Raw genomic sequence first — 13,396 nt, forward strand, 5'->3', positions numbered from 1 at the left:
ACTGTTTATTCCTCATTAGCAATTTGCATCTCTACTTCTTGCAAAGCTTGGGTGACAATTTCTGCTTGTTCTATCTGTTCGTGCTGATTAAATATTTCCCTAGCTTCTTGATAGTAATCACGAACTCGCAAAAGATTTTTATAATTCCCGGCTTCTGGTTTTTCTGGATCATCTGGTAAGTTGAATAAGGCATTAGCTTTGTTAGAAATAGTGTTGGCATATTCTAAGGGTGTATCTTTAGCAGATCGCACTTTTAATGCTTCGTCGTAAGCAGCGATCGCTCGGAAAATATTCTCTCTTTGGTGCGAACTCGGTAAATATTGCAATGCGTTGCCTAAGTTATTTTGCAACATCGCATATTCTCTGGGGTGGTCAATCAGCTTGATGTGCTTCAATGCAACCTCAAATGACTGCACAGCCAAGCCTTGACGCAAGTATTCTCTTTCTGATGCTAATGGCATAGAAAGGTAAGCGATCGCTATATTGTTGTATAAAATAGCATATTCTTGTGGGTAATCCTGCCAGGTAAATACCCGCAAAGCCTCGTGATAAGCTTGGATGCTATCTGTCGTCCGCGCCAAATTGAATGGCACTAACGACTGCAACACCAACCCCAAATTCATCTGCACCTCTGCTACTTCCTCAGGTGAGGCAAATTGTTGCAAAATTGGCAGTGCTTCTTCATAACCTGCTTTCGCTTGGAGTAGCAATTGTGACCCAACATCCGGAATTGTCTGTAAGCCGAGTGCCATTCCCGCTTTAGCGCGGGCTTTGAGGAGAGGATAATCATCAGCGCACAATTCATACGCTCGATAATACAGCCCAACCGCATTTCGCAAATCTTGGGCAGTTTTAGGCTGTTGCAGAAAAGATTGCGCCATCGAAATCAGCATCTCGATTTTTTCTTCTGTCGTTGCTGATTCTGATGCGATCGCCGCGATCGCCGCTTTCACAGCTGAATCTGTAATACTAGGGGTCATCACCACTCTTTTGTCATCGGTTTGGGAATTGAATCTTTCAACGCCCACAAGACATGGAGACGCATTTGTTTCATGGCGTCTAATCAAGGGTTATACAAACTGCACCCTTGTGTTTTCCCCCGATATTCAAAGCTGTTCCCGATCTCTCCTCACCACTCTTTATCTACACCTTTTCCCTCGTTTGTTGCTTTACCTCTGGGCTGAGGAAAAGCCGCAATTTTAATTACCAAGTGTTTTCGCACCTATTCTATAAAGAATGAATTCTCCTTCAATTCAATCAGTCAATTTTCTGGAGCTACAAAACACTCTATTGTTTGAAGCATAGAGGAAAAATGTAAATATTTACGTTAATTTCAAACCTTTTAAATATATCTTAATATTATTTGTTTTTCCAAAAATAAAGTATTAATTTATATATTTTAAAATCTTATATTTTAGTTGAAAAGTTGTTGAATATCTATAAATAATATTTTGTATATATGCAATACATTTATTATCTCACAAATAACATTTTTTTCCTGATTAGCCCTATATAGTAAGGCTTGCACCCATATATTTTTCTATTTAAATGGTCAGTCTGGGGATGATTGCGTTTTATATTTTATTACGATTTGATTCAAAAATCTGTTCCGAGGAGAACTTTTTCCAAATATAAAATTGTATTTGCATAATACAAAATATCAAATTTTATTTAATCACATACAACCAAAGCAAAAACTACCTAATATTGAAAAATAGACGTTTAAAAATAGGCGCTACCTGACAAATTTCGTTGCTCGAAAGGATAAAGTATGAAGGAATGAAAAATTTTATACTTTATCCTTTCTTAGTTGCCTGAATTAGGCATGGTAAACAACATAGACAAAATAACCGATGACTAACTTACTATGGCTGCAAGGTGGTGCTTGTTCAGGTAACACCATGTCATTTCTCTAGTTGCTATAGAATAAACCTCAAACCTAACGAACGGGAGCGGGGAAACGCCGGATAGTCAATCTATCGTGGAAGCCGCTGATCAACAAGGGAGCAATGCGATAGTAATAAGTTGGGGATTACAGGCTTCTGCTGGGGTGGTCGTATTACTTGGCTGAACTCACCATTACCCGTTCGCTATTACCGATCTACACTGAAGCAAGGCTGATGCAAAAAAATCTACACAGGAAGGCACAAAAGTGGAAGTTAAAGCAGCGATCGCTTACAGCGCAGGAAAGCCATTAACTATTGAAACAGTCCAACTTGAATCCCCACGCAAGTTAGAAGTTTTAATCGAAATTAAAGCCACTGGCGTTTGTCATACCGATGCTTACACCCTTTCGGGAAAAGACCCTGAAGGCTTATTTCCCGCAATTTTCGGACATGAAGGTGCTGGTGTTGTGGTGGAAATTGGCGAAGGTGTCACCAGTTTAAAACCAGGGGATCATGTAATTCCTTTATACACTCCTGAATGCCGTCAATGTGAATATTGCCTAAGCTTAAAAACCAACCTTTGTCAAGCTATTCGCACTACTCAAGGACGCGGTGTCATGCCTGATGGTACTAGTCGTTTTTCTATCGACGGGCAGATGATTCATCACTACATGGGTACATCTACCTTTGCTAATTATACAGTATTGCCGGAAATTGCTGTGGCGAAAATTCGCTCTGATGCACCTTTTGATAAGGTTTGTTACATCGGCTGCGGCGTAACTACGGGTATCGGTGCAGTTATCAATACAGCGAAAGTTGAACCGGGTGCGAATGTCGTAGTTTTCGGTTTGGGTGGTATTGGTTTGAATGTCATCCAAGCAGCGCGGATGGTAGGAGCTAATATGATTGTTGGGGTAGATATTAATCCGAGTAAACGCGCTTTGGCAGAAAAGTTTGGGATGACGCACTTTGTTAATCCGCAAGAAGTTGAAGGTGATTTGGTGCCTTATTTGGTAGATTTAACTAAAGGTGGCGCTGATTATTCTTTTGAATGTATTGGTAATGTGAATATTATGCGCCAAGCTTTAGAATGCTGTCATAAAGGTTGGGGTGTCAGCGTGATTATTGGTGTTGCTGCTGCGGGTGAAGAAATTAAAACTCGTCCTTTTCAACTTGTGACGGGACGTGTTTGGAAAGGTTCGGCTTTTGGTGGTGCGAGGGGACGTACAGATGTGCCGAAAATTGTTGATTGGTATATGGAAGGAAAGATTAATATTGATGATTTGATTACTCATGTTATGCCGATTGAGAAGATTAATGATGCTTTTGATTTGATGCATAAGGGGGAGTCGATTCGCAGTGTGCTTGTGTTTGATTAAACGAACCGCGAAGAACGCAGAGAACGCAGAGGAAGAGTTTGAGAGAGTTATTTTTTGTTTACATATGATGTAGAGACGTAGCAATGCTACGTCTTTCGGATTTTTTTATTAATATCAATTAAACGGACATAATATGAGAAAAAAAATTATTTGTGCAACAAGTATTCTAAAAAGACCTTTATCTAATAGACATAAAAGTAGAAATTAATTATGCGTTGCCCGACCCCAAGAGACGTAGCTAGCTTACGTCTCTACGTCCTTTATGGAGATATCTAATGACTAATATCAATCTGATTTCCGAATATAAATCTTTCGGTGGTAAACTCGGCTTTTACTCGCACTTTTCTTCTACTTGTAATGGGGAAATGCGCTTTGCTGTGTATCAACCACCGCAAGCAATTCAAAAACCTGTTCCGGTTCTTTATTTCCTCTCTGGTTTGAGTTGCACGGAAGAAAATTTTATGGTGAAGGCGGGGGCGCAACGCTTTGCCGCAGAGTATGGTTTAATGTTGGTTACACCAGATACTAGTCCGCGCAATACGGGAATTGCAGGTGAGGATGATGATTGGGATTTTGGTACGGGTGCTGGCTTTTATGTTGATGCTACTTCACAACCGTGGCGATCGCATTATCAAATGTACAGCTATGTGGTCTGTGAATTACCTGCTTTAATCAAAAAACATTTCCCCGCAGAACCTGAAAAACAAAGCATTTTCGGTCATTCGATGGGGGGACATGGTGCGCTGATTTGTGCGTTGAGAAACCCGAATTTATATAAATCGGTATCCGCTTTCGCTCCCATTGTTGCACCTATGCGCTGTCCTTGGGGAGAAAAGACTCTCAGCCGCTATTTGGGTGATAATAAGGTAAGTTGGGCTGATTACGATGCTAGCGAATTGGTGCAAAAAGAAAGATATCACAGTTTGATTTTAATTGATCAAGGTACTGATGATAAATATTTAACTGAACAATTAAAGCCAGAGTTATTTGCACAAGCTTGCGCTGCTGTGAAACAGCCTTTAAACTTGCGTTATCAAGAAGGATATGACCATAGTTATTATTTTATCGCTACTTTTATTGAAGACCACATTCGCTATCATGCGATCGCTCTTTCAATGTCTTGAGTTAATTTATAATTTCCAAAGGGCTGGAGTTGCCTATAATAAATCTAGTTGAAATTGAAGGCGGTTGTTATGGTAGATTCTTACCTAAATCGTTTACCAACGAGTTGGGAACTTCCCTGTTGTGACGATACACCTGTGGATAATGAAGACCAGAATTTCTTACCAAATTTCCTTTTGTTTCTACTTGAGTCAATTTGGGCAAAGCGCTTAGATTGGTTCTTTGGTGCTGATATGGCTATCTATCATACCACTGGAGTAAATCCAAGAGTACCTGTAGTCCCTGATGGATTTCTCAGTTTGGGAGTAGAAAGGAGAAAGAAGAGTGGAAGTCGCTCAAGTTATGTAGTCTGGGAAGAAAATGGTATTGTTCCGACATTTGTTTTAGAAGTTGTTTCTCAAACTTATGGGGGAGAATACGATAAAAAAATGGAAATCTACGCGAAATTGAATGTACTCTATTATGTAGTTTACAATCCGAATTTTTGGAAGCGTGACCAACATCAACCTTTGGAAGTTTATAAATTAGTAGATAACTTTTATCAGTTACAAATTGGTGAACCATTTTGGATGCAAGAAGTCGGTTTGGGAATTGGTAAAGGTATCAATTCAAATGGAGGTTTACAGCGTGAGGTTTTGTATTGGTATAATCAACAGAGTTCTCGCTATCAAACTGCTGAGGAATTATTAACTCAATATCGTCAACAATTTGGGGAATTACCTGGATCGTAAATATTAATTGTAGAACATCGACTGCATCAACTTGAATGTCAGCATTGTGGAACATTAAATCCCAACGCATAAATGTCTTGGAATTTATGACTCAAAGGGTTATTGCCAAACGTCAGGGTCAACCAACTCCTACTTTACTTCCCCAAATTCCTGTGGATAGATATTCCTGCCAAAAATGCTGCTTAAAACCCACGAAGTTATTCCCTTATTTAATTAGCATACTGGCTTCATGTGTTGATGTATAACTCTTGGAAACACAAGGGTTTAGTTTGACCCCACATTCTGCACTTCATTGTGTAATACACATATATTTCCAATATTTGGCTAATGGTGGTTAGATAAAAATCAAAAATTACCAATAATTACCAGTATTAATACTTAATAATTAATCTCTATTTAGAAATAATTCTTGAATATCAAGAGACTACATCTTGAAGTGCGGAATATGGATTTTATTGTAATTGATCGCCCTGTGATCGATTACAATTATAATTAATAGACCCTGATGCGTATCTATTTAGTGAAGTTATCGATTATCTTGGCTAAACCTGGTATTGCGTCTTCCACATGTTTCTTCGCTGATTTGCGGAGTTTACTATATGCTCCTCGCACAATGGTGTTACTGCTTTTCTCGATCCTAGCGTCGGTGATGGCAAGTAATGCGTTTGCTGCGCGATCGCGGTTTTGAGTCAGGTGTCCCACTGGATTGCCCGTTTGTATACCCTCACTCCAAATAGGATCGAGTGCATTCAAAGATTCTGGCAAAAGCCGCTCGATCGCATCGTTGCAATAAGTTGGTCTAATTCCCTTGACAGCAGAGTAGGCTGCTTTCAATCCCAGACCCGAAACCCCTCCCATGCCAGAAACTTGTGTATCGAGCAACTTTGTGCACTCACTTATTATCGCATCCTTTTTATTTGCGTTTGAGAGACCATCTCTAAGTGCCATTTTGATTTTCCTTAATGCAAATATGCTTACTTAATTCATTTCTATTATAGGGCAAAGTTCTGGTTGATTAGTATTAATTATTTCCAGTAAGTGGTTACGTAATATTTATGTCCGAAGCGTTCCGTTGTGAAGCTCGCACCCTACGTAAAGTTGATATTTCTTCATATAAGTTTAATTTTTCTCACCGACTTAGTTAGTTTTGGGTTTTAAGGCTTGATCTGAGCGGTAAACCGCTGACTACGAAAAAGAAATCGTCTTATTCGTCGTTTAAAGTTTCAATTAACAAGTTTACCTGCTGCTGTCGTTGTTGGAGGAAAGTTTCGCACTGACGTAGATATTCTACTGCTGTGGCAAATTGTTCAAATACTTCTTCTAACTGTAATTCACCCACTTCTATGCGAGTGATAATTGTTTCGATTTCGGCAACTTTCGCTTCATAATTTCCCCCATCCATTTCGTTCGTGGAAGCAGTTTTACGTTTAACCATTAACTTCGGTAATTTTGACTTTAACTTTTCCTTGCGCTAACTGAATCGATAATTCTTGTCCTACTTCTAAGTCAGTTGCAGAACGAGCGATCGCACCACTTTCTTTTTTTACCACAGCGTAACCACGCTGTAAAACTGCCTGGGGGTCGAGAGTTGTCAATTTTTGCCGCAACAATTCTACATGTTGGGTTGCTTGCTGCAATCTGCCTGTAGTAACTTGGATTAATTGCTGACGTCTCCAACTTAGATTTTTTACCTCTTGCTGTAGTTGTCGATCTAAACGTAAACGTTGCAAGCGATCGCGCATTCCTTGCAATTTATTTCCCGCAGTTTGCATTCTAATTCGCATCGTGTCGTGTAAAACAGCAATTCGTTCTTGATGTTCAGCATACAACTGTGCGAGTGCCGGCACAACTAATTCTGCCGCTGCTGTGGGAGTATGTACGCAAGCATCCGCAGTTAAATCTACCAAAGATTCATCTCTTTGATGACCAATCCCAGTAATTACTGGAATCGTACAATCAGCAACTGCACGCACTACCCTTTCATCATTAAAGCAGGCTAATTCCTCAACCGCGCCACCTCCCCGCGATAAAATTAACACGCTTGCGCGATTATCTCGCTCTACCCGTGCGATCGCCTTTACAATAGATGCTGGTGCTTGCTCACCTTGCACCGTTGCCGGCGAAAATAAAACGTGTAAACCGGGATATCGTTGCTTGAGTGTTTTTTGAATATCACCCCAAGCAGCAGCAGTGGGGGAAGTGACGACAGCGATAATTTGGGGATGAATTGGAAGCGATCGCTTTCTTTGTGGATCAAACAACCCCTCCTCTTGTAAGCGGTTTTTTAATTGTTGATACCGCAAAGCTTGTAAACCCACACCAGCAGGCAAAACCTGCCAAACTGTAAGTTGATATTCACCTCCACGGGGATAAACTCGGATATTACCCAAAAGAATTATCTGTTCACCCCGAATCGGTATCTGTGCAAGCTTGGTTAATTGACTATTCCACACCACACATTTAATTGCCGCGCTGCCATCTGGATCTTGTAAAGTGAAAAATAACCCACTGCGATGTTGATTTGCGCTGGAAACTTCACCAGTTACCCAAACTTGCCGCAATTGCTCATCTTGTTCTAACAATAGCCGAATATAATCAGTTAATCCAGCTATTGAAAGTGCCGTATCGGGAATTAAAGAAGTCATGATCGCTAAATGAAATGTAAAATGCTCTTCTGATTCATAATGAGCGCTGAAACCCCTCTTACCCTTGGTAAACAATAAAATGAGTTGGTTTATAAGTGCGAATAAAGTTCGTCATCGTGTCTCTTTCCTCAACGGTTGGTGTGGCAAAACAGCCTGCTGTACCACTGTTAGCATTTTGCAGCAAAGCTGACGGGTCGTAGTGAATACCTATTTCTGAGCGTTCTGTGTTAAAAGCAGGTGTCACTGGAGACCAGACACCACCAAATTCTCCTCCTTTGAATTCTACAGTTCCAGGATGGTTGAAAGTGTAAATTCCAAAAGGCAGAGGTGTTTGAGAATTAGCAATATGAGATGGAGTTTGGTTGTTCCCTCGACCAGAAACACCTCGCACTGTCTTAACAACCTTACCAGTGCCATCAATTAGTCGAGTCTCATATACTCTCAAACCCCCACTAATAGTTTTTAAGGAGCGAGTAGCAACCACCCTCGCTGCTTTAATAATTATAAGAAACTCCCTCGCTACCCAACGATTAGCTCCAATTTGTACCCAATTCCTGTTTCCTGCATATACAGGTTCGCTGCTTACGGCAACTTCAGTCCCATTGCTAATAAAATCTATTTTTTCCCCATTAGGTGTAGAACGAACCGCAAGGGAGTCACCGTCTTTTGTTGAAATGTAAGCAATGTAATTCATTAACGTATACCTCAGACTTATGAGTTGTTTTTGCTCTCGTCTTAAACTTCAACCCATCCCAACAAGATTACGGATATGAGTGCCGTTTTCATTTTTTCCCTGGAGATAATAATGCTTGAGGTATACACCCTTGCGTTTTTGAAGCGAAGATTGGATTAGTAGAAGCAACGATCAAGTTTGCAACTTGGATTTTCTAGATTCCAGGGTGCTACCTGCTGTATGCAGTTCATGTCGGCTACTTAATAGATTAATTTTTACTTAATCCAATTATTATTCAACATTAAATATTCGACAATCCACCAAATACGGAGAAGTAAACGCAGTCATTTCCCCAGCTTTCTTCCCAGGAATGGGAAACAACCTTGCTGAAAGTGGTTTATCTAACTTTATCGCCAAAGTCGCCATATCAATTAATATCGCGGTAATCTTTTCTATTGTAATATCACCCGGAATCGGAACCGTATCAAGTCCACAACCACAAACAGCCGAATAAGCTAATAAATTTGTGATATTGTAAGTTTGTTCGTTAGCTCTTGCTGCCAAACCGACATCTTCACAAACTGGAAGCATTAACCCAGAGTAACCGCAAGTTTTTACAGATACGCTTTTCAAAACACGAGTCAGCATTCCTGATATTGCCAGTGTTCCTTGATTTCCAAACTTACCATCCATGATTTTTTCATAAGCAAAAGCGATACTTTCTTTTTTGCCTAAAGATGGTGCAAGAGAGGTGTCAATTCCTTTATATTCTATCCCAAATTTATGGGATATTGTTCTTGCTGTCGCTTCAATTTTACTTAATTCTTGATCTAAAATCACTTTCAGTTTTTCTTCCGCATCAAGAATATCATCAGCATCATCAAAAGCTTGCATTACCAAGTCGCATAATTCTAATCCAATAGCGAAAGATGTTTCACCTTGATGATATGCAGTGGGAAAAAATGGAATTCCTGATTGACAATTTGCCCAAGCGCAAAAATGAAAGTTCCCATAACCATCCTCAGTTTCTTGAGAAATTCGCTGGATAACTTTTGCAGATTCTCTCGCATTTTTAAAGTTTATCCCAGAAGTGCGATCGCCAAAGGCGGGGCTTTGCCCATCGCGGAGCGACTCCTTAGGAGTATCGCCTATTTTACTGGAAGTGTATAAAATCGATGTATTTTTGATAATATCTGGAATCAAAGCGATAGTTTCCGGTTTACTTGCATAACCCAAACTGAAAAAGCTGATATTCAAGTTTTGGCAAACTTCTTCTAGTAGTTTAATTTCGTTGAGAATTTCACTTTTGGATAAGCCATGTAGATATTCTTCCCAGGAATTAGTCGCTATTCTAGTTGTTTGTACTTCATATCCCTGTTCTTCAATTATCAGCTTTGCTTGCTGATTAAATTCAGAAGCTTGCTTAATCTTTTCGATTTCTTTAAGAGAAGAAAGTGATATACCAGTTGTGATAGTTCTAATTTTCATTTTAACAACGTATAAAAAAAATTCGTAGTGAGCACGGAGAGTGCTCAAAATAAGCGTTGAAACGCTTACTACAATTAAATAAATGAGTAAAGCAAATAAATGCGATGAATAATGAATTTTACAATAAAGGATTAGAACTAGCTCGACAAAAAGACTACACTAAAGCGATTGAGGAATTTACCCGTGCTTTGCAAGAAGATCCTTACTTTGGGGAAGCTTACACCCAACGGGGATTAGCATATTATGACTCAGGAGCAACTCTCCAAGCTGTGTCAGATTATACAGAAAGTATCAAGCATAATCCTGAAAGTGTAGAAGCGTATTATTATCGCGCATTAGCACGGTTGACGCTGAAAAATCTACCCGGTGCCCTTGCGGATGTGGATAAAGCGATCGCACTTGAAGTAAATTACGCACCAGCTTACCATCTGCGGGGAGTTGTGCGGCGTAAAGAAGGGTATATTGAATCTAGCATCGCTAACTTCAAAAAAGCCGCAGAATTATATCTTGAGAAAAACGACAAAGAAAAATGTCGTCAATGCCTGGAAAGCATTAAGCAGCTACAACCCAAAGAATATCCTGCTGTCAAGCCATCAATTTCTACCCCTGCACCGATAATTTCCGAAAATGAATATTTCCGCACCTTGTTAGAAAAGGCAGAAAAAGGAGACACAAAGCAAGCGATCGATGATTTAAACTGGGTATTGCAAGTCGATCCGCAAGATGGTGTAGCTTATTGCTGTCGTGGGGTGGTGCGTTGCAAACAAGGAAATTATCAAGATGCTATTTCTGATTTTAACTCAGCGCTGCGCCTAAATTTGAAATCTAACATTGTATATCGCAACCGAGGAAAAGCACGTTCTCAATTAGGAGATCATCAAGGTGCATTAACTGACTATAATCAAGCACTCTCAATGCAGCCTGAAGATGCTTTAATATATATTGCCAGAGGAAATACCCATCGAGCAATGGGTAATTATTACGCTGCAATTAAAGATTATACCCAAGCCTTACAAATTGATTCTGATAATGCCCAAGGGTATTATAATCGCGGTATTGCCTATACTCATTTAGAAGAAATGCAACACGCTATTGAAGATTATCAGCGTGCGGCAAGTGTCTTTTGTGAAAAAGAAGATTGGCAGAATTATCAACTCGTTTTAAATAGCTTGAACAAAATTCAATCATCTACCCCGGAAGTGAAAAATGCCAAAGACGATTTATTACGTCAACGCTTGTTAAGAATGGTAGGGGGATATTGGGAAATTGCCCAACGACTAATTGAGCAGAAAAAGGATTCTTATCCAGGGATGTCAGAGGAGTGGTATTTGCAAACAGTAATTGATGATTTGGAAACCGATAGAGGAAGATAACAATTAGACATCTCCAGAGTCATACGTAGAGACTATTCTGTGCTACGTCTCTTGGGGTTCGGGCAACGCATAATTAAATTCTGGAGATGTCTATTGGTAGCGTTTTTCAACGCAGAGGTGAATCAGTCGGCAGAGTCGGTTTCCGTCTATTCGTACTGATTCTCCCGTTGGGAACACAAAGGTAAACGCGGAGTGACGCAGAGTTTTGGTGATAAATTTTCCTGATAAACTTATCTTGAAGTTGTTCTACTCTTGACTCCATTTTACCTCCTCGTTAACTCCTATAGGGCGGGGGAACCCGCCCATCTTTCTTATACTTCAATACCGTTCAGTTAAGCCTGAAATCCTCTGTAGAGACGCGAAATTTCGCGTCTCTACATGCCGAAATCAATACCAAAAATCCTTAACTGAACCGTATTGTCTTATACTTGACAATTCAACTCGTCGGCTTTTTGGCTAAAGCGGCTGTTTTCGCGGTAGTCCACAGGACAATCTATGACTGCTGGTACATCTTGTGCTAAAGCTTCTTTGAGGATAGGAACTAAATCAGTCGCAGATTCAACGCGGTAGCCTTTTAAACCCATACTTTCGGCAAATTTGACAAAATCGGGATTGCCAAAATGCACAAAAGATGATCTACCTTTGCCAAAGTGATTTTCTTGTTTCCACTCAATTAAACCGTAACCACCATCATTAAAAATTAAGGTGACAAAAGGTGTACCAACTCGTAAAGCAGTTTCTAATTCTTGGCAATTCATCATAAATCCACCATCACCAGTTGCAGCTACAACTTTACGGTTTGGATAAACGAGTTTTGCTGCTAAAGCACCAGGAATGGCAATTCCCATTGCGGCAAAGCCATTAGAAATCAGACAAGTATTCGGACTATGACAATGATAATGACGGGCAATCCACATTTTATGTGCGCCGACATCAGATATTACAATATCTTCTGGTCCCATCACTTGCCGCAAGTCATAAATTAACTTTTGTGGCTTAATAGGAAATCCGTCATCATTAGCGTATTGTTCGTAATCGGCACGAATATTTGATCGTAAGTTGATGGCAAATGGATTATGTTTACCTTGTCTATCTGCTAACTTTAAAATCTCATTTAGGGAATCAGAAATATCCCCAACTACTTCAGTGCGAGGAACATAACTACTATCAATTTCTGCCGGACTTGCCGCAATATGAACAATGGGAATTTTACCGCTAGAATTCCATTTTTTTGGGGAAAACTCAATCAAATCATAGCCGATCGCTATCACTAAATCTGCATTATCAAAGGCACAAGTGATAAAATCTCGCTGTTGCAATCCCACTGACCACAATGCCAAAGGATGAGTATAAGGAATTACACCTTTGCCCATAAATGTATTAGCAACAGGAATATTCATCTGGGTTGCAAATTGCGTCACAGCATCACTAGCTTGAGCGCGAATTGCTCCATTTCCCACTAATATTAGCGGATTAACCGCCTGAGAAATTGCGGCTGCTGCTGCGCGAATACTCGCAAAAGAAGCATAGGTTTTTTCAATATTATACTTCTGCAAAGGTTGCCCTTCTACAGGCATGGCGGCAATATTTTCGGGCAAATCTATGTGAACTGCACCGGGTTTTTCCGTTTGCGCTACTTTAAAGCCTTTTCGCACAACTTCTGGTGTAATACTTGGTCGCACAATCTGTTTATTCCACTTTGTCACCGGGGCAAACATTGCCACCAAATCTAAATATTGATGCGATTCGATGTGCATTCTATCTGTGCCTACTTGCCCAGTAATTGCTACCAAAGGCGCACCATCCAGGTTAGCATCTGCTACACCAGTCATCAAGTTTGTCGCCCCAGGTCCGAGTGTAGAAAGACACACCCCAGCTTTTCCGGTCAGGCGCCCGTAGACATCTGCCATGAATGCCGCACCCTGTTCGTGACGGGTGGTGATAAATTTAATCGAAGAATTTTTCAATGCTTCCAAAACGTGCAAGTTTTCTTCTCCAGGGAGTCCGAAAACGTATTGCACTCCTTCATTTTCTAAACACTGTACCAGTAGATCCGCTGTATTCATTTAATTAATTCCGTAACTAAAAGATTTAGGGAG

The 13,396-nt window shown here is 40.2% G+C and carries 11 protein-coding genes and 1 pseudogene; 5 read left to right on the forward strand and 7 right to left on the reverse strand.

The window, feature by feature from the left end:
- Positions 1-5: 5 nt before the first annotated feature.
- Positions 6-980, reverse strand: coding sequence for a hypothetical protein (locus OGM63_RS28840; protein ID WP_263749180.1), 975 nt, complete (start codon positions 978-980; stop codon positions 6-8).
- A 1,033-nt stretch (positions 981-2,013) separates the two neighbouring features.
- On the opposite strand from OGM63_RS28840, the pseudogene OGM63_RS30010 reads away from it, so the two are divergent.
- From OGM63_RS30010 to OGM63_RS28855, 4 genes and pseudogenes are all read left to right on the forward strand, one after another.
- Positions 2,014-2,121 (forward strand): annotated as a pseudogene (locus tag OGM63_RS30010) (dienelactone hydrolase family protein); the annotation flags it as partial.
- Positions 2,122-2,152: 31 nt separating this feature from the next.
- Entirely contained in the window at positions 2,153-3,265 is a 1,113-nt protein-coding gene (locus tag OGM63_RS28845) for an S-(hydroxymethyl)glutathione dehydrogenase/class III alcohol dehydrogenase (RefSeq protein ID WP_263749181.1), read from the forward strand.
- 275 nt (positions 3,266-3,540) lie between these two features.
- Positions 3,541-4,389 (forward strand): S-formylglutathione hydrolase, encoded by an 849-nt coding sequence (fghA, locus tag OGM63_RS28850; RefSeq protein ID WP_318528568.1) that lies wholly within the window; start codon positions 3,541-3,543, stop codon positions 4,387-4,389.
- A gap of 69 nt (positions 4,390-4,458) precedes the next feature.
- On the forward strand, positions 4,459-5,118 hold the full coding sequence (locus tag OGM63_RS28855) for a Uma2 family endonuclease (protein ID WP_263749183.1): 660 nt from the start codon (positions 4,459-4,461) through the stop codon (positions 5,116-5,118).
- A 513-nt stretch (positions 5,119-5,631) separates the two neighbouring features.
- Here the strand turns inward: OGM63_RS28855 and OGM63_RS28860 are convergent.
- The 5 genes from OGM63_RS28860 to OGM63_RS28880 form a co-directional block, all read right to left on the reverse strand.
- Entirely contained in the window at positions 5,632-6,066 is a 435-nt protein-coding gene (locus OGM63_RS28860; protein ID WP_375340536.1) for a DUF6918 family protein, read from the reverse strand.
- 256 nt (positions 6,067-6,322) lie between these two features.
- Complete coding sequence (xseB, locus tag OGM63_RS28865) at positions 6,323-6,553, reverse strand: exodeoxyribonuclease VII small subunit (protein ID WP_263749185.1); 231 nt, start codon at positions 6,551-6,553, stop codon at positions 6,323-6,325.
- Positions 6,546-7,763: an exodeoxyribonuclease VII large subunit gene (gene xseA / locus OGM63_RS28870; protein ID WP_263749187.1), complete on the reverse strand. Its 1,218-nt coding sequence runs from the start codon at positions 7,761-7,763 to the stop codon at positions 6,546-6,548. Before xseA ends, xseB begins: the two co-directional genes overlap by 8 nt.
- A 58-nt stretch (positions 7,764-7,821) precedes the next feature.
- Positions 7,822-8,457 carry an SH3 domain-containing protein gene (locus OGM63_RS28875; RefSeq protein ID WP_263749189.1) on the reverse strand — a complete coding sequence of 212 codons (636 nt, stop codon included), beginning with the start codon at positions 8,455-8,457 and terminating at the stop codon, positions 7,822-7,824.
- Between the two features lie 270 nt (positions 8,458-8,727).
- Positions 8,728-9,924, reverse strand: coding sequence for a DUF711 family protein (locus OGM63_RS28880; protein WP_263749190.1), 1,197 nt, complete (start codon positions 9,922-9,924; stop codon positions 8,728-8,730).
- A gap of 104 nt (positions 9,925-10,028) precedes the next feature.
- Here OGM63_RS28880 and OGM63_RS28885 point away from each other — a divergent pair, with 104 nt between their 5' ends.
- Positions 10,029-11,297, forward strand: coding sequence for a tetratricopeptide repeat protein (locus OGM63_RS28885; RefSeq protein WP_263749192.1), 1,269 nt, complete (start codon positions 10,029-10,031; stop codon positions 11,295-11,297).
- Positions 11,298-11,719: 422 nt separating this feature from the next.
- On the opposite strand, the gene OGM63_RS28890 is transcribed toward OGM63_RS28885, so the two are convergent.
- Positions 11,720-13,363 carry an acetolactate synthase large subunit gene (locus tag OGM63_RS28890; RefSeq protein ID WP_263749193.1) on the reverse strand — a complete coding sequence of 548 codons (1,644 nt, stop codon included), beginning with the start codon at positions 13,361-13,363 and terminating at the stop codon, positions 11,720-11,722.
- Between the last annotated feature and the right edge of the window lie 33 nt (positions 13,364-13,396).

Origin of the sequence: Plectonema radiosum NIES-515, assembly GCF_025753815.1 — a bacterium.
Lineage (GTDB): Bacteria > Cyanobacteriota > Cyanobacteriia > Cyanobacteriales > Nostocaceae > Hassallia > Hassallia radiosum_A.

Coding starts and splice junctions, on each gene's coding strand:
- OGM63_RS28840 (WP_263749180.1), bottom strand. CDS start 980: ATGACCCCTAGTATTACAGATTCAGCTGTGAAAGCGGCGATCGCGGCG.
- fghA (WP_318528568.1), top strand. CDS start 3,541: ATGACTAATATCAATCTGATTTCCGAATATAAATCTTTCGGTGGTAAA.
- OGM63_RS28855 (WP_263749183.1), top strand. CDS start 4,459: ATGGTAGATTCTTACCTAAATCGTTTACCAACGAGTTGGGAACTTCCC.
- OGM63_RS28860 (WP_375340536.1), bottom strand. CDS start 6,066: ATGGCACTTAGAGATGGTCTCTCAAACGCAAATAAAAAGGATGCGATA.
- xseB (WP_263749185.1), bottom strand. CDS start 6,553: ATGGTTAAACGTAAAACTGCTTCCACGAACGAAATGGATGGGGGAAAT.
- xseA (WP_263749187.1), bottom strand. CDS start 7,763: ATGACTTCTTTAATTCCCGATACGGCACTTTCAATAGCTGGATTAACT.
- OGM63_RS28875 (WP_263749189.1), bottom strand. CDS start 8,457: ATGAATTACATTGCTTACATTTCAACAAAAGACGGTGACTCCCTTGCG.
- OGM63_RS28880 (WP_263749190.1), bottom strand. CDS start 9,924: ATGAAAATTAGAACTATCACAACTGGTATATCACTTTCTTCTCTTAAA.
- OGM63_RS28885 (WP_263749192.1), top strand. CDS start 10,029: ATGAATAATGAATTTTACAATAAAGGATTAGAACTAGCTCGACAAAAA.
- OGM63_RS28890 (WP_263749193.1), bottom strand. CDS start 13,363: ATGAATACAGCGGATCTACTGGTACAGTGTTTAGAAAATGAAGGAGTG.